We start from the raw sequence: 15,524 nt of genomic DNA, 5'->3' as shown, positions 1-15,524 counted from the left end.
GACCTCAGGCCGCCTGCACGTAAAGCTCATCCTCGACCTTCATGCATTCCACCAGGAACGCAGCGTCGCGAGCGGGCAGCACGTCATAGGCATCATGGGCGATGCCCAGCGCGTCGATGGGCCGAACCGCGGGCGGGCAATGCGCCAGCGCGCCCCCTTCGGCATAGACAACCTGCTCATCGGCAAAAATGAGGGTCACAATCTCGATCTGCGGTTGTGGCACCATGCGGCGGATGCCGCGAAATCCGTCCAGCGATTTGGCCGACAGCACGGCAAAGGGATCGCCAAACGCATCGCAAGCCGCATCGCTTTCCACCAGCACGCCCTGATCCGGCAGCAATTCCAGATCGGCGGAATTCCCGAGCGCCCCCGCGGGGACAAAGACGGAATGATAGGCCGCGGGCACCGGCGCGTCCGCAGTCCAGAAGATATCGCGCCGCACCTCAACCAGCGGACGCAGTCCCGCATCAAAGGTCAGCACCAGATCACCCACCGCGAGCGCATCCACCGCGCGCCAGCCCATCGACGTGGCCACCCGCGTGCCGCCCAGCAGCCCCCGCGTTGTCATGACCCCACCGTCCCAGGCGGCTGACATTTCGGCCATGCGGTGCGCCGCGCGTGTCTTTGTCCATCCAAACATCTTATCCATCCCCATGGTGCAGCGCTGGCAGCGCGCCGGTTTGCATTTGATGACGACAATTGAAGTGATTCCCGCGGCCAAGACGGGCCACGAACGGGGCAGGATTTGGGCATTGTGATCCGTTTGTGCGCCAGTCGCGCGGAGCCCATGACATTGGTGCAAATTTGCGAACAATTTTCGTTAAATGCGAGAGAATGCAACGCGTCAGTCGAAGCTGTAGCCGAATCTCTCGATGTCTTCGGCACAGGCTTCGGCCACCGCGGCGCGCGCCGCATCGGTGTAATAGCCCCTGTAATCCGCATCGCGCCGGGACCGGTTGGCATGGGGCAGCGCCAGCGCGAACCCCAGGTGATCCCAAAGCGGCGCGGCATCGTCGTCAAAGTGCTCGAGCCGGATGTAAAGGTCGCAGCGCTCGTGCCCCTGAGCGTCGGTCATGTAATGTCGCGCGGGGCTGGCCCGCATCGAAGACCGCGTGTGCATCGAACATGTGAACGCGACAAAGTCCATCTGCCGCGCCAGCGCCACCGCCGGGTGGTCAAACTCCTGATCGCGCAGCCAATGGTAATAACTGACCATGCGGTCCCACGGATTGCGCACGAGGGTAAAGGCAAAGAGCCCGTCAAGGCTGGGCACCAGGCCGTCGATATCCGCCAGCGTCGCGTGTTTCCACAGTCGCCCGCGCGTCTTGATCCCCTGCACCCGCCGCCGCCGCTTGAGCGCCTTAGGCGTGTCGCCCAGCATGATATCATCCTTCATCGCGCGGTTTTCAAGCGCCAGCGCCAGCGCCGTGCCGCCCGTCTTGGGCGCGTGGACAAAGACGTATTTGCGGCCCGTGCTGAGGATCATGCGCCCAGACTACCCGCCCCTGCGCCTGCGTCCACCGGCGCATGCATATTTGGGGAACAATGAAGCATCAGGGGGTCGAACTGCGGATGGCGATGATGATCCCGGCACCGGCAATCAGCGCGATGCCCAGCCCCTGCACCCATGTGACAGGTTGGCCCAGAAGCCACCAGCCAAAGAACGGGCCGAAGATCATCACTGAATATTCGAAGATTGCCACGTGGCTCGCCTCACCCAGCTGGTAGGCGCGGTTCAAAAGCCCGACGCCCAAGACCGAGCCGACGACCTGCAAAAGCAGATAGGGCCACGCGTCTTCTATGGGCCACACCCAACCGCGCGAGAGGAAGGCCATCCCGCCTGCGCCGACCTCTGGCTGTGCAACTGTAATGATCGCCAGAATGGCCGTGCCCAGAACGCCTTGGGCCACAAAGATGCCAAGCAGCAGGCACAGCGTGCTTTCGCCTTCGCACAGCGCGCGCGTGGCCACGACGCCCGAGGCATAGAGCATGCCGCCCAGCACCGGCAGAACGATCACCCAGCCGAGGCTGCCACCCGAAGGGCCAAGGACGACGAGTATGCCCGCAAAACCCACGGCGACGGCACCGATCCGCCATGGCCCGATCCGCTGGCGCAAGACAAAGGCGGTCAGCAGCAGGACAAAGATGGGCGAGGTGAAGAGGCCCGCCAGCGCCATCGCGATGGGCATGAAGGCGAGCGCGCCAAAGTAGCAGAACATGCCTGTGGCGATCAGCGTCGACCGGACCGCAACGGCCCTGACCCCGCGGGGACGCACCGTGCCAAAGCCCATGGCTGACAACGCAAGCACGATGGGGGCGGCCAGCAAAAGCCGCATGATCAGGAATTGCCAGAGCGAGAGCGTCTGCGCGATCACGGCGACATAGATGTCGATTGCCCCGATGATACACATCGCGCCCACCATGTTCAGCGCCGCTGCGGTCGGGCGATGCGCGGTTTGGCTTGTCATCAGGCTTTCCATTGCTTGCGCCCCTCGCCATAACTGCGCAACATCGTGACGGACCAGCGACGGGGAGGACTGATATGGGTTGGATGGCAGATGAGACGGGCCTGGGCAAGACGGCTGCGAACTATGTTCCCCTGACGCCCCTGTCGCATCTGCGGCGGGCGGCGAGCGTCTTTGCCGACCACACTGCGGTGATCTATGGTGCGCACCGGGTGAGCTATGCGGAGTATTACGAGCGTTGTTCGCGCCTGGCATCGGGTTTGACCGGGTTGGGTGTGGCCCCCGGCGATGTCGTGGCGACCCTGCTGCCCAACCTGCCTGCGCAGGCGGAGGCGCATTTCGGCGTGCCCGCTTGCGGCGCCGTTTTGAACACGATCAACACGCGGCTCGACGTGGATACGGTTGCCTACATCTTTGACCACGGTGGCGCCAAGGCCGTGCTCGTCGACACTCAGTTTCTGGAGCTGGCCGAAGCTGCGGCGGAGCGGATGGAGGGCGCGGCACCGACGCTGATCGAGTGCCCCGATCCGCATGCCGGGTTCCCCGCGTCAGGGCGGCACCGGACCTATGACGATCTGCTGGCGGCGGGCGATCCATCCTTTGACTGGATCATGCCGAAGGATGAGTGGGAGAGCCTGTCGCTCAACTACACTTCCGGCACGACAGGGCGGCCCAAGGGGGTCGTCTATCACCACCGCGGCGCGTATCTGATGACCATGGGTACGGTCGTGTCCTGGCGCATGGTGCTGCACCCGGTCTTCATGGCCATCGTGCCGCTGTTTCACTGCAACGGGTGGAACCACACGTGGATGATGCCGCTGGTGGGCGGGACACTGGTGTGCTGCCGGGACGTGACGGCTACGGCCATTTACAATGCCATTCACTACGACGGCGTGACCCATTTCGGCGGTGCGCCTATCGTGCTGAACATGATCGTGAACGCGCTGGATGAAGACCGCCGGACCTTTGATCACAAGGTCGAGGTGTTCACCGCGGGAGCGCCCCCTGCCCCCGCGACGCTGGAGAAGATCGAGGCGTTGGGGTTCAACGTCACGCAGGTCTATGGGCTGACCGAGACCTATGGCCACGTGACCGAGTGCTTGTGGAAGAGCGATTGGGACGGGGCCGAGGATACCGCCGCGATCAAGGCGCGGCAGGGCGTCGCCTTTCCCATGATGGAGCACATCACGGTGATGGACGGGGACATGGCGCAGGTGCCGATGGACGCCGCCACGCAGGGCGAGATCATGATCCGGGGGAACTCCGTCATGAAAGGGTATCTGAAGAACCCAGCAGCGACCGAAGAGGCGTTTGCGGGCGGGTATTTTCATTCCGGAGACATCGCGATCCAGCATCCCGACGGCTATATTCAGATCGCGGACCGGGCCAAGGACATCATCATTTCGGGCGGCGAGAATATCAGCTCGGTCGAGGTGGAAGGCGTGCTGATGGCGCACCCGGATGTGAACCTCGCGGCTGTGGTCGCCAAGCCCGATGAGAAATGGGGCGAGGTGCCGTGCGCCTTTGTCGAGTTGAAGCCGGGCACCTCCCCGAGCGAGGCCGATCTGATTGCCTTTTCGCGCGAGACATTGGCCGGGTTCAAGGCGCCGAAGGCGGTGGTGTTTCAGGAATTGCCCAAAACCTCGACCGGGAAGATCCAGAAATTTGAATTGCGGAAGGTTGCGCAAGATTTGTGATTTTTCGGAACAGGTCGGGCGGCGCCGCGTTCGTCCAGTGGATCACACACACGCACAGGAGACCGACCATGAACTGGGATACGATCAAGGGCAACTGGAAGCAGATGACAGGCTCCATGAAGGAGAAATGGGGCGAGTTGACGGACGACGATCTGCAACAGGCCGAGGGCGACCGCGAGCAATTGGCGGGCAAGATTCAGGAGCGCTATGGCATGGCCAAGGATGAGGCCGAGAGCCAGATTGACGCGTTCATCGCAGAGAACAAAGCCAAGTTTTGAGGCTTGAAACCTGTCCCCGCGGGATTTGTCCCCGCGGGGACACCGTGTTCTGGGGCTTTGCCTGATCTTAAGCCTTTTGTGATTTTTACCTATTTTCAGTCACTTGATGCACCGTGCGGTGCATTTTCCCGATTTTAACCCGAAAAATTCAAACTGGCGGCCAAGGGCCTGCGGTTTTCCTCTATGCGTCTGGCGCACTTGGTGGTCTGGTCCGGCGCGCCCATGTAGATTGGGTGCAGAAAGGGACCGCTGATGAGCCTTGATGACGCGCCTGCCCCGCCGGGCTACCGCATTGATGTCGCACCACTGCCGCATCCCGTGCGCATTTTCCACGATGACATCCTGCTGGCCGAGACGATGCGCGCGCGCGTCATGTATGAGACGCGGTTGCCTGCGGCCATCTATGTGCCGCGCGAGGATATCCGCGTGCCGCTGGGGCCGAAGACCGACCTTCAGACCTTTTGCCCGTTTAAGGGGACGGCGAGCTATCACGACGTGCTGCTGGACAGCGGGACAATTGAAAACGGGGTCTGGAGCTATGTCTCTGCCCTGCCCGAGAGCAAGGGGATCCAGGGCTATGTCGGTTTCATGCCAAATGCCGCGACCCACGTTGATCTGGGCCAGAACGAAGTGCAGGCGGCCCGTGATGGCAGCATCACCGGCCCGCTGGTGGATTGGCTGATGCGCGAGGCGGGCACGCTGTCTGACCCCGAGACGTTTACCCATGCCGTTGCCACCAAGATGCGCGAGAACGGAATTGCGGTATCGCGCTTGGCGGTGCTGATCTGGTCCCTGCATCCGATGATTGCGGGCAAGAACTATATCTGGCGGGCGGAGACGGACGAGGTGCGGACCTTTGCCCCGTCTTATGACATTCACGAGCGCCCCGGCTTTCTGAACAGCCCGTTGCAACACGTGTCGAACGGTCTGGGCGGGGTGCGGCAGCGGTTGGCGGACACCGACACCGCGTCGTCCTTTCCCATCATGGACGATCTGCGGGCCGAAGGAGCAACGGATTACGTCGCCATGCCCCTGCCCTTTTCCGATGGACGCACGAATGTGCTGACCTTGACCTCGGACCACCCGGACGGGTTCACGACCGAGAACCTAGGGCTGGTGTTCGAATGTGCCACAGTCATCAGCCGCTACTACGAGGTGTTCATGCAGCGCGAGAATGCGCAGGCGCTGTTGGAGACTTATGTGGGCAAGCGGTCGGGTGCGCGGGTGCTGGGCGGTGAGATCCGGCGCGGCGATGGGGACGAGATTGATGCCGCCATCATGTTCTGTGATTTGCGCGGCTCCACCCGATTGGAGCAGGAGTTGCCGAGGGGTGAGTATATTGCGCTGCTGAATGCGTTTCTTGAGATCACGTCGAACATTGTCGATCAGCGCGGGGGCGAAGTGTTGAAGTTTATCGGGGACGCGGTGCTGGCCGTGTTTCCCGCGGGTGAGGATGCGGCGGCGGCCTGTGCGGCGGCGCTGGATGCGGCGCGGGCGGTGGTGGACCAGGTGTCGGCGGATGATGCGACGGCGCGGACATCCTGCGCCATCGGCATCGCCTTTGGCTGCGTGACCTATGGCAATATCGGGTCGAGCACGCGGCTGGATTTCACGGTGATTGGGTTGGCTGCGAATGTGGCGGCGCGCCTGTGCGACGCGGGCAAGCGCCATGGCCACGCCATTGTCGTGACAGATGAGGTGGCGGCGGGCCGGACCGGTCTGACCGATCTGGGTCCGCTGGCGCTGCGCGGGTTCAGCGCGCCGGTGCGTGCGTTTGGGGATGGTGCGTAAGGCGGATCCTGATCCGCCGTACACTGGCCTTTGGCCCTATCCTTTGGCGTAGCCGATGGTTTGCAGCGCGTCCTTGATCTCGTCCAGGATGGCCGGGTCGTCGATGGTGGCGGGCATCTTGAACGCCTCGCTGTCGGCGATTTTCACGACTGTACCGCGCAGGATCTTGCCCGAGCGCGTCTTGGGCAGACGGTCCACGACGACGGCCTGTTTGAAGGCGGCGACCGGGCCGATCTGGTCGCGCACGCGCTTGACGCATTCGGCGACAATCTCGTCATGGGCACGGTTCACGCCGGTGGTGAGGCAGAGGAGGCCGACGGGCGATTGCCCCTTGAGCTGGTCGGTGACGCCAACGACCGCGCATTCGGCGACGTCTGGATGGCCTGCGAGCACTTCCTCCATCGCGCCCGTCGAGAGCCGGTGGCCTGCCACGTTGATCACGTCATCGGTGCGCGCCATGATGTAGAGGTAGCCGTCTTCGTCCATCATGCCGGCATCGCCCGTTTCGTAATAGCCGGGGAAGGTGTGGAGGTATGATTTGATGAACCGATCCTCGGCGTTCCAGAGCGTGGGCAGCGTGCCGGGGGGCAGCGGCAGTTTGACGGCGATGGCGCCCAACTCGCCCGGTGCGACGGGGTGGCCCGCGTCGTCGAGGATCTGCACATCGTAGCCGGGCATGGCGACGGTGGGGGAGCCGATTTTCACAGGCAGCGCCTCGAGCCCTGCGGGGTTGCCCGCGATGGTGTAGCCGGTTTCGGTCTGCCACCAGTGGTCATAAACGGGCACGTCCAGGATGTTTTGCGCCCATTCGATGGTGTCGGGGTCGGCCCGTTCCCCAGCCAGGTAGAGCGCGCGCAGACCCGACAGGTCGTATTTGGCGCGGTATTCGCCCTTGGGATCCTCGCGTTTTACGGCGCGGATGGCGGTGGGGGCGGTGAAGAAGGATTTGACGTCGTGTTCTTCGATCACGCGCCAGAAGGTGCCCGCGTCGGGGGTGCCGACCGGTTTGCCCTCGAACACGATGGTGGTGTTGCCGTGGATCAGGGGCGCGTAGCAGATGTAGCTGTGACCCACGACCCAGCCCACGTCTGAGGCGGCCCAGAACACCTCGCCCGGGTTCATCTGGTAGATGTTTTTCATCGTCCAGTTCAGCGCCACAAGGTGGCCTGCGGTGGCCCGCACGACGCCTTTGGGCGCGCCGGTGGTGCCGGAGGTGTAGAGGATGTAGGCGGGGTGATTGCCGGGCACGGGGACGCAATCGGCGGGTGTCACGTCCTTTTGGACGGCGTGCCAGTCCACGTCACGGGGGCCGAGCGCGCAGGGGCATGCGTCCCGTTGCAGGATGACGCAAAGGTCGGGTGTATGGTCGGCCAGGTCGATGGCGCCGTCGAGGAGCGGTTTGTATTCCACCGTGCGTCCCGGTTCGAGCCCGCAGGACGCGGCGATGATCGCCTTTGGCGTGCAATCGTCGATGCGTACCGCCAGTTCGTTGGCCGCGAACCCACCGAACACAACCGAATGGATGGCCCCGATGCGGGCGCAGGCGAGCATGGCCACCAACGCTTCGGGGACCATGGGCATGTAGATGATGACCCGGTCGCCCATGGTCACGCCCCGTGCCGCCAACGCACCGGCCAGTGACACGACCTGGGTTTGCAATTCGGCGTAGGAGGTCTTGGACTTTGCCCCGGTGATCGGGCTGTCATAGATGATGGCGGTCTGGTCGCCCCGGCCTGCTTCGACATGGCGGTCGACGGCGTTCCAGCAGGTGTTCACCTCGGCGTCGGAGAACCATTCATAGAGGTTCTCGCCCCGCTGGCTGAGCGCCCGTGTTGGTGCCTTGACCCAGTCAATGGCCTGAGCCGCCTGCATCCACCATCCTTCGGGGTCCGCTTTCCAACTGTCATATTCCGCGCGGTAGCCCATGGCCGATCCTCCTCCGTCGTCGTTCTGCGCAGGGTTACGCGGCGACAGGTGGCAGGGGCAAGGGCCGTGAGCGCCAACAGTGGCAGAAAATCACGCCCGGTGGGCCAGAATGTCAGTCGTTGCTGTCGAGACGCTCGTAGGAAATGGCGGCGGCACAATCGAGATCGTCGGTGGCCGAGCAACTGACAGCGCGGTTGCCGTCATAGACGACGCGCTTGGTGAAAGTGCGGCCGTTTGCATCGTAGTCGCGGATCACGGCCCGGTAGACGTCGCCGCGATAGGTGAAGGTTGTGTCCTGTTCCGACACAACCTCCGTACAGGCCGCGAGGGCCAGAGACAGCGCAAGAATGGTGGTCACACGCATGATCATGACGTTGGTCTTCCCTAGAATGCGCCGCGGTCGCGGTTATAGGTGTCGATGAGCGCGGTTTCACAATCAGCGCGGTTGCCGGGGATGCAGCTGACCCGCTCGGCCCCCACCTGGATCGTCATGCGGGAATAGGTGCTGCCATCCGCGCGCTGGAATTGGCGGGTCGTGGTTGGGTAGGTCTCACCGCGGGCCGTGAACGTACCGCTTGTCTCGGATACAGTGTCGGCACAGGCCGCTAGAAAAACAAAAATCAAAGCTGCTGCAAAAAATTTCATGACATCTCCTGCCTATCTCCGGTTGCATATGGGTATGGCGACAGCGCAGTGAAAGTCCGTTACGTCCTTCTCTGTCTCAAAAAATTCCGGGGAAAGGCGCCGCCGGGGGCGGGGGTGCCGCCCCTGTCCGCTTGGAACAGGCGCCGCGCCTAGCCGTAATGTGCCACCGGCGTGCCCGCGACCGCGGACATATTCAGAAGGCCCCGCGCAGTGATCGAGGGCGACACGATATGGGCGCGGTTGCCCATGCCCATGAGGATCGGGCCGACCTCGAGCCCGCCGCCCTTCATCTTGAGGATGTTGCGCACGCCGGACGCCGCATCGGCGTGGGCGAAGACCAGCACGTTCGCCGCCCCCTGCATCCGGTTGCCGGGGAACAGGCGGTTGCGCAGGTCGGGATCAAGCGCGGTGTCGATGTTCATCTCGCCCTCGTAGCAGAAGTCGTGGCCCTGCGCGTCGAGCATCCGGATCGCCTCGCGCAGGCGCCAGCCGGAGCCGTCGCCCTGGTTCCCGAACTGGCTTTGCGAGCAGAAGGCGATCTGCGGCTCGATCCCGAAGCGGCGCACGTGCCGGGCCGCACCCACGGCGATCTCTGCGATCTGGTCGGGTTCGGGGTGCAGGTGGACCTGGGTGTCAGCCACAAAGAGCGGCCCGTCTTCGAGGATCATCATGCTGAGCGCGCCGACGGGATTATAGCTTTCACGACCAAGCACTTGGGTGACATAGTTGAGGTGCCACCTGAACTCACCAAAGGTGCCGCAGATCAGGCTGTCCGCCTCGTCCCGGTGGACCATGACCGCGCCGATGGCGGTGGAATTGGTCCGCATGATCGCGCGGGCGATGTCGGGCGAGACGCCGCGCCGGCACATCAATTCGTGGTAGGTGCCCCAGTAGTCGCGGTAGCGCGGGTCGTTTTCCGGGTTCACCAGATCGACCGTGTCGCCGATCCTGATCGTCAGGCCCGCGCGGGCGATGCGCGCCTCAATCACCTCTGGCCGTCCGATCAAGATGGGGCGTTCGGTGGTTTCCTCGACCATGGCCTGGGCCGCCCGCAGCACCCGTTCGTCTTCGCCCTCGGCAAAGACGATGCGCCGGGCCTTCGCGCGCGCCGCCTCAAACACCGGGCGCATCAGGAGCGCCGATTTGAAGACCGAGCCGTCGAGCGAGGTTTTATAGGCTTCGAGGTCGGCGATGGGCCGCTGGGCCACGCCCGTTTCCATCGCGGCCCGTGCGACAGCGGAGCTGACCACGCCCACGAGCCGAGGATCGAAGGGTTTGGGGATCAGGTAGTCGGCGCCAAACGTGAGCTGTTCGCCCTGATAGGCGGCGGCGGCTTCGGCGCTGGTTGTGGCGCGGGCGAGGGCCGCGATGCCGTCGATGCAGGCCAATTGCATCTCGTCGTTGATCGTCGTGGCACCGACGTCGAGCGCGCCGCGGAAGATGAAGGGGAAGCACAGGACGTTGTTGACCTGGTTCGGGAAATCGCTGCGACCCGTTGCGATGATCGCGTCGGGCGCAACGCTGCGCGCGTCGTCTGGCAGGATTTCGGGATTGGGGTTGGCGAGCGCGAAGATGATGGGCTGCTTGGTCATCCTGGCGACATGTTCGGGTTTCAGCACGCCGGGGCCGGAGAGGCCAAGAAAGAGGTCGGCGTCGTCGATCACGTCGTCCAGCGTGCGTTTGTCGGTGGGCTGGGCGAAGGCAGCCTTGGCCGGGTTCATGTCTTCGGCGCGTCCTTCGTAGACGAGGCCGTGGATGTCACAGAGCCAGATGTTTTCGCGTTTCACGCCGAGCTTCAGGAGCATGTTGAGGCAGGCGATGCCTGCCGCGCCGCCGCCGGTGCTGACGATCTTGATGTCTTCGAAGGTTTTGCCTGCCACGTGCAGGGCGTTCTTGGCCGCGGCCCCCACCACGATGGCGGTGCCGTGCTGGTCGTCGTGGAACACGGGGATGTTCATGCGTTCGCGGCAGAGCCTTTCGACGATGAAGCAGTCGGGGGCCTTGATATCTTCGAGGTTGATGGCGCCGAAGGTGGGTTCGAGCGCGCAGACGATGTCGGCCAGTTTTTCAGGGTCGCTTTCGTTCACCTCAATGTCGAAGCAGTCGATGGAGGCGAATTTCTTGAAAAGGACCGCTTTGCCCTCCATCACCGGTTTTGATGCGAGCGCGCCGATATTGCCCAGGCCCAGCACGGCGGAGCCGTTGGAGACGACGGCCACGAGGTTGCCGCGTGCGGTGTAGCGGGCGGCGTTTGCGGGGTCGTCCTTGATCTCAAGGCACGCCTCGGCCACGCCGGGGGAATAGGCGCGCGCGAGGTCGCGCCCGTTGGCCATGGGTTTGGTCGCGCGGATTTCGAGTTTTCCGGGCTTGGGGAATTCGTGGTAGGCGAGTGCGGCGTCGCGCAGGTTCGGTGTGTCGGACATGGAATCCCCTCGGGTGTTCGGATTTGGTTTAGCGTTAAACTATTTTTCAAGAGCCGCCAATTGACGTTTGGTCATATTGTTCAAGCGTGATCCTAATGAGCGCTGCGCGCACGATATTTTTTGGGGGGCCAGCCCCCGTTGCATTCGCAACGCCCCCGCGGTTTATTTGGCGAAATGAAGGGGATTGGGATGGCTGAGGTTCGCGCAGAGATACGGTTGCCGACGCAGGCGTTGCGCGACGACATTCCGTTTTTTACCAACGTGTTGGGGATGCGGATGGATATGATCTATCCTGCGGATGATCCGTCTGTTGCGGTGTTTTCCGGCCATGGTTTGCGGATACGGATCGAGGCCGGGGCCAGTGAGCCACCCGGCATGTTGCGTATATTGACCGACGATCCGGACGGGTTTGCGGATGGAGCGCGCGATCTGGTCGCGCCGAATGGCACGCGGGTTGAAATTGACGTGTTGAATCCGCCTTTGCTGATGCCTGAGACTGTGCACAGTTTTGTCGTGCGGCGGCTTGCCGATCAGGCGCCATGGGTCATTGGCCGGGCGGGCATGCATTACCGGGATCTGATCCCGGACCGATTGGGTGGGTCCATTATCGCGAGCCACATTCGCATTCCGGATGGCGGCCCCGTGCCTGACATGGTGCATTACCATACGGTCGGGTTTCAATTGATCTTTTGCTACAAGGGGTGGGTCGATCTGGTCTATGAGGATCAGGGGGAGCCGTTTCGGCTGGAGGCCGGGTGTTGCGTGATCCAACCGCCCGAGATCCGGCACCGGGTGCTTTACGCCAGCGACAATATCGAGGTGATCGAGATTGGGGTGCCTGCGGAGCATGTAACCACCATTGATCACGAGATGGAGCTGCCCAATGGCCCGGCGCGGCCCGGGCGGCGATTTCAGGGGCAGCGCTTTGTCCATCACAGGGTGGATGGGGCCGTTTGGGGGCCCTTTCGCCTGCCGGGGTTTGAGGCACGCGATACCGGGATTGCGGAGGGCACGCAGGGGGTGGCTGGCGTGACCGTGGCGCGCCGGAGCGCGGGTGATACGGCCTGGGCCGTGCATGACAGTGACATCCTGTTCACCTTTGTGATGGAGGGGTCGATGACGCTTGAGGGCCAGGGGCGGACGCCGTTTTCGCTCGGGGCGGGGGATGCGTTTGTGGTGCCGCCGGGGATGGCGACGCGCTATGCGGATCTGTCGGAGGATATTGAGGTGTTGGAGGTGTCCCTGCCCGGCGTGTTTACAACCGAACTGCCTTAGCCAAACTGTTTATGCAGTGGCCAAGGAAACGCCCTTTGGCTAGGGTCGGGGTCCGGACAAGAGGGTCAGTATGGACGAGTTGAAAGCGGCGGCGCTGAAGGTGCGGGACAACGCGCACGCGCCCTATTCGAATTTCAAGGTGGGGGCCGCGCTGCGCGCGGGTGACGGCACCGTGTTTGTGGGCTGCAATGTGGAAAACGTGGCCTACCCGGAGGGGACCTGTGCCGAAGCGGGTGCCATTGCGGCGATGGTTGCGGCGGGGCAAGGACGGATCATGGAAGCCTATGTCGTGGCGGGCAGTCCGATGCCGGTGACCCCATGCGGTGGGTGTCGTCAGAAGCTGGCCGAGTTTGGCGCTGGTGATGTGCGCGTGACCATGGCCACGACCGGGGGCATCGAGCAGGTGATGACGCTGGCCGAATTGCTGCCCGGTGCGTTTGGCGCGGCCCATATGGACGGCGACAAATGAGCGACGCGCGGTCGATTATTGCCAAGCTGCGCCAGCGTCAGACGCCGTCGCGGGACGAGTTGGCGTGGTTTGCCCAAGGATTGGCCGACGGGTCGGTGACGGATGCACAGGCGGGCGCCTTTGCCATGGCGGTGTGCCTGAACGGATTGGGTGATGTGGGCCGGGTGGCCCTGACCATCGCCATGCGCGACAGCGGTCAGGTACTGGACTGGGATGTGGATGGCCCGGTGCTGGACAAGCATTCAACAGGCGGTGTGGGCGATTGCGTGAGCCTTGTTCTGGCCCCTGCCCTTGCGGCATGTGGTGCCTATGTTCCGATGATTTCGGGACGGGGGCTCGGCCATACTGGCGGTACGCTGGACAAGCTGGATGCCATTCCGGGCGTGTCGACGCAGTTGAGCGAACGGCGGCTGAGGGATGTGATGGCGCGGGCGGGCTGCGCCATTGTCGGTGCTACGGCGACGGTGGCCCCTGCGGACAAGCGGCTTTATGCGATCCGGGACGTCACGGCGACGGTCGAGAGCATGGACCTGATCACGGCCTCGATCCTGTCGAAGAAGCTTGCCGCGGGTCTGGATGGTCTGGTGCTGGATGTGAAGGTCGGCTCTGGCGCATTCATGAAGGATGCCAGCGATGCCCGCGCGCTGGCCGATGCGCTGGTCAAGACGGCAAACGCCGCCGGGTGCAAGACCACCGCCCTGATCACCGACATGTCGCAGCCGCTGGCCCCTGCCTTGGGCAACGCGCTGGAGGTGGCCGAGGTGATGCGGGTGCTGAGCGGGACCGTGCAAGGGCCACTTGTCGAGATTTCCGCCGCCCTGGGCGGCGTACTGTTGGCGAATGGTGGTTTGGCGAAGGATGTGCAAAGCGGGGCTGACGCCATCGTCGCCGCCATCGCCGACGGGCGTGCGGCAGAGCGGTTTGGCATGATGATCACGGCCATGGGCGGGCCAATGCAGTTCACCGAGAACTGGTCGCGCTTTTTGCCCGAGGCCACCGTCATTCGCGAGATCACCGCGCGGGGGCCGGGCTATGTGAGCGCGATTGATGGCGAGGCGTTGGGGCTGGCTGTTGTGGATCTGGGGGGCGGTCGCAAGGTTGAGAGCGACGTGATCAACCCCGCTGTTGGCCTGTCGGATGTTCTGCGTCTGGGGACCAAGGTAGCGAAGGGGCAGCCGCTGTGTGTTGTCCACGCGGCGCGGTTTGCCGATGCGGACCGGGCAGAGGCTGCGGTGCGGGCCGCCATCACCGTTGGCGCGCAGGCCCCGGCGGTGCCGGAGCTGATTGCCGAGCGGGTCGGCTGATGGCGCGCGCGTTCCTTGTCGTCATGGATTCCGTCGGGATTGGCGGCGCGCCGGATGCGGGCGACTATTTCAACGGCGATATGCCGGATACGGGCGCCAACACGCTGGGGCATATTGCGGAGGCCTGTGCCGCAGGTGAGGCCGAGGACGGGCGCAGTGGGCCGTTGGCCCTGCCGCATCTGGCGGCGCTGGGAGTGTTCGATGCGATGGCCCGGGCCAATGGTGAGCAAGTGACGCAAGGCCCATGGGGTGCGGCGACCGAGGTGTCGCGGGGCAAGGATACCCCTTCGGGCCATTGGGAACTGGCCGGTGTGCCGGTGCCTTGGGAGTGGCATTACTTTCCGGATGCGGTGCCTGCCTTTCCCGATCATGTGGTTGAGGCGGTATGTGCTGCGGCGGGCACAGACGGGATACTGGGCAATTGCCATGCGTCGGGCACGCGCATCATTGCCGATTTGGGGGCCGAGCATGTGCGAAGCGGGCAGCCCATCTGCTATACCTCTGCCGACAGCGTGTTTCAGATCGCGGCACATGAGACGCATTTCGGGCTGGAGCGGCTTTTGGACCTGTGCCGTTCCGTGGCGCCCGCGCTGCACGGCATGCGCGTCGGTCGTGTGATTGCGCGGCCCTTTGTCGGGGAAGATGGCGCATTTGAGCGGACCGTGAATCGCCGTGACTTTGCCATCACACCGCCCGCGCCGATCCTGACCAACTGGGTGCAGGATGCAGGCCGCCGCGTGTACGGTGTGGGCAAGGTGGGCGACATTTTCTCCATGCAGGGCTTTGACGCGGTGCGCAAAGGGGCGGATGTGGACCTGATGCGGCATCTGTCTGATCTGGTTGATGAGGCCGAAGACGGCAGCCTGACCTTTGCCAATTTCGTGGAATTCGACAGTCTTTATGGTCACCGCAGGGATGTGTCGGGCTATGCCCGCCATCTGGAATGGTTCGATGCCGAGATCGGTCGGATGCTGCCACGGTTGCGCGACGATGACCTGCTGGTGTTGACGGCAGATCACGGCAATGACCCCACCTGGGTCGGCACCGACCATACCCGCGAACGGGTGCCGGTGCTGGTCCATGGCAGTGACGGCGCGCCGCTGGGGTTGATCGGGTTTCAGGATGTGGCCCATCTGGTGGCGCGGCATCTTGGCGTGTCACCCAAATGAGCGCCTGACGGCGCACGGCATGGTTTGGGGGGCGCTGCCCCCGGCGCGATGCGCCTCCCCCGCCGTATTTGCAAAGAGAAGA

At 63.7% G+C, this 15,524-nt stretch carries 14 protein-coding genes; 7 read left to right on the top strand and 7 right to left on the bottom strand.

Translation table 11 applies throughout. From position 1 onward, the window contains the following. Positions 1–4: 4 nt before the first annotated feature. The 3 genes from BWR18_RS03120 to BWR18_RS03110 form a co-directional block, all read right to left on the bottom strand. Positions 5–640 carry a Hint domain-containing protein gene (locus tag BWR18_RS03120; protein ID WP_076630087.1) on the bottom strand — a complete coding sequence of 212 codons (636 nt, stop codon included), beginning with the start codon at positions 638–640 and terminating at the stop codon, positions 5–7. Between the two features lie 204 nt (positions 641–844). Next, positions 845–1,486 carry a sulfotransferase family 2 domain-containing protein gene (locus tag BWR18_RS03115; RefSeq protein ID WP_076626661.1) on the bottom strand — a complete coding sequence of 214 codons (642 nt, stop codon included), beginning with the start codon at positions 1,484–1,486 and terminating at the stop codon, positions 845–847. Between the two features lie 67 nt (positions 1,487–1,553). Beyond that, positions 1,554–2,468 carry a DMT family transporter gene (locus tag BWR18_RS03110; protein ID WP_076630086.1) on the bottom strand — a complete coding sequence of 305 codons (915 nt, stop codon included), beginning with the start codon at positions 2,466–2,468 and terminating at the stop codon, positions 1,554–1,556. A 74-nt stretch (positions 2,469–2,542) separates the two neighbouring features. On the opposite strand from BWR18_RS03110, the gene BWR18_RS03105 reads away from it, so the two are divergent. The 3 genes from BWR18_RS03105 (at position 2,543) to BWR18_RS03095 (ending at position 6,231) form a co-directional block, all read left to right on the top strand. Further along, positions 2,543–4,162 (top strand): AMP-binding protein, encoded by a 1,620-nt coding sequence (locus BWR18_RS03105; RefSeq protein ID WP_076626660.1) that lies wholly within the window; start codon positions 2,543–2,545, stop codon positions 4,160–4,162. A gap of 68 nt (positions 4,163–4,230) precedes the next feature. Further along, positions 4,231–4,440: a CsbD family protein gene (locus BWR18_RS03100; protein WP_076626659.1), complete on the top strand. Its 210-nt coding sequence runs from the start codon at positions 4,231–4,233 to the stop codon at positions 4,438–4,440. A gap of 252 nt (positions 4,441–4,692) precedes the next feature. Further along, positions 4,693–6,231: a DUF427 domain-containing protein gene (locus BWR18_RS03095; RefSeq protein WP_076626658.1), complete on the top strand. Its 1,539-nt coding sequence runs from the start codon at positions 4,693–4,695 to the stop codon at positions 6,229–6,231. A 36-nt stretch (positions 6,232–6,267) separates the two neighbouring features. Here the strand turns inward: BWR18_RS03095 and BWR18_RS03090 are convergent, their stop codons facing one another. From BWR18_RS03090 to BWR18_RS03075, 4 genes are all read right to left on the bottom strand, one after another. Continuing rightward, positions 6,268–8,157: an AMP-binding protein gene (locus BWR18_RS03090; RefSeq protein ID WP_076626657.1), complete on the bottom strand. Its 1,890-nt coding sequence runs from the start codon at positions 8,155–8,157 to the stop codon at positions 6,268–6,270. A gap of 112 nt (positions 8,158–8,269) precedes the next feature. Beyond that, complete coding sequence (locus BWR18_RS03085) at positions 8,270–8,527, bottom strand: hypothetical protein (protein ID WP_076626656.1); 258 nt, start codon at positions 8,525–8,527, stop codon at positions 8,270–8,272. A 14-nt stretch (positions 8,528–8,541) separates the two neighbouring features. After that, positions 8,542–8,802, bottom strand: coding sequence for a hypothetical protein (locus BWR18_RS03080; protein WP_076626655.1), 261 nt, complete (start codon positions 8,800–8,802; stop codon positions 8,542–8,544). A 149-nt stretch (positions 8,803–8,951) separates the two neighbouring features. Beyond that, entirely contained in the window at positions 8,952–11,225 is a 2,274-nt protein-coding gene (locus tag BWR18_RS03075; RefSeq protein ID WP_076626654.1) for an NADP-dependent malic enzyme, read from the bottom strand. A 189-nt stretch (positions 11,226–11,414) separates the two neighbouring features. On the opposite strand from BWR18_RS03075, the gene BWR18_RS03070 reads away from it, so the two are divergent. The 4 genes from BWR18_RS03070 (at position 11,415) to BWR18_RS03055 (ending at position 15,442) form a co-directional block, all read left to right on the top strand. Continuing rightward, entirely contained in the window at positions 11,415–12,500 is a 1,086-nt protein-coding gene (locus BWR18_RS03070; RefSeq protein ID WP_076630085.1) for a cupin domain-containing protein, read from the top strand. Positions 12,501–12,570: 70 nt separating this feature from the next. After that, a complete protein-coding gene (locus BWR18_RS03065) occupies positions 12,571–12,969 on the top strand; it encodes a cytidine deaminase (protein WP_076626653.1) in 399 nt (132 codons plus the stop codon). Next, entirely contained in the window at positions 12,966–14,273 is a 1,308-nt protein-coding gene (locus BWR18_RS03060; protein ID WP_076626652.1) for a thymidine phosphorylase, read from the top strand. Before BWR18_RS03065 ends, BWR18_RS03060 begins: the two co-directional genes overlap by 4 nt. Continuing rightward, a complete protein-coding gene (locus BWR18_RS03055) occupies positions 14,273–15,442 on the top strand; it encodes a phosphopentomutase (protein ID WP_076626651.1) in 1,170 nt (389 codons plus the stop codon). Before BWR18_RS03060 ends, BWR18_RS03055 begins: the two co-directional genes overlap by 1 nt. Positions 15,443–15,524 lie beyond the last annotated feature (82 nt).

It is taken from the genome of Tateyamaria omphalii, from assembly GCF_001969365.1.
GTDB classification, from domain to species: domain Bacteria; phylum Pseudomonadota; class Alphaproteobacteria; order Rhodobacterales; family Rhodobacteraceae; genus Tateyamaria; species Tateyamaria omphalii_A.
Note: the sequence above shows the minus strand (reverse complement) of the source record. Positions and strands in the feature narration are given on the sequence as shown.

What these genes read in the sequence shown, in the direction of transcription:
- BWR18_RS03120 (WP_076630087.1), bottom strand. Translation starts at nt 640, where the DNA reads ATGTTTGGATGGACAAAGACACGCGCGGCGCACCGCATGGCCGAAATG.
- BWR18_RS03075 (WP_076626654.1), bottom strand. Translation starts at nt 11,225, where the DNA reads ATGTCCGACACACCGAACCTGCGCGACGCCGCACTCGCCTACCACGAA.
- BWR18_RS03060 (WP_076626652.1), top strand. Translation starts at nt 12,966, where the DNA reads ATGAGCGACGCGCGGTCGATTATTGCCAAGCTGCGCCAGCGTCAGACG.
- BWR18_RS03105 (WP_076626660.1), top strand. Translation starts at nt 2,543, where the DNA reads ATGGGTTGGATGGCAGATGAGACGGGCCTGGGCAAGACGGCTGCGAAC.
- BWR18_RS03110 (WP_076630086.1), bottom strand. Translation starts at nt 2,468, where the DNA reads ATGACAAGCCAAACCGCGCATCGCCCGACCGCAGCGGCGCTGAACATG.
- BWR18_RS03080 (WP_076626655.1), bottom strand. Translation starts at nt 8,802, where the DNA reads ATGAAATTTTTTGCAGCAGCTTTGATTTTTGTTTTTCTAGCGGCCTGT.
- BWR18_RS03070 (WP_076630085.1), top strand. Translation starts at nt 11,415, where the DNA reads ATGGCTGAGGTTCGCGCAGAGATACGGTTGCCGACGCAGGCGTTGCGC.
- BWR18_RS03095 (WP_076626658.1), top strand. Translation starts at nt 4,693, where the DNA reads ATGAGCCTTGATGACGCGCCTGCCCCGCCGGGCTACCGCATTGATGTC.
- BWR18_RS03085 (WP_076626656.1), bottom strand. Translation starts at nt 8,527, where the DNA reads ATGATCATGCGTGTGACCACCATTCTTGCGCTGTCTCTGGCCCTCGCG.
- BWR18_RS03115 (WP_076626661.1), bottom strand. Translation starts at nt 1,486, where the DNA reads ATGATCCTCAGCACGGGCCGCAAATACGTCTTTGTCCACGCGCCCAAG.
- BWR18_RS03100 (WP_076626659.1), top strand. Translation starts at nt 4,231, where the DNA reads ATGAACTGGGATACGATCAAGGGCAACTGGAAGCAGATGACAGGCTCC.
- BWR18_RS03055 (WP_076626651.1), top strand. Translation starts at nt 14,273, where the DNA reads ATGGCGCGCGCGTTCCTTGTCGTCATGGATTCCGTCGGGATTGGCGGC.
- BWR18_RS03090 (WP_076626657.1), bottom strand. Translation starts at nt 8,157, where the DNA reads ATGGGCTACCGCGCGGAATATGACAGTTGGAAAGCGGACCCCGAAGGA.
- BWR18_RS03065 (WP_076626653.1), top strand. Translation starts at nt 12,571, where the DNA reads ATGGACGAGTTGAAAGCGGCGGCGCTGAAGGTGCGGGACAACGCGCAC.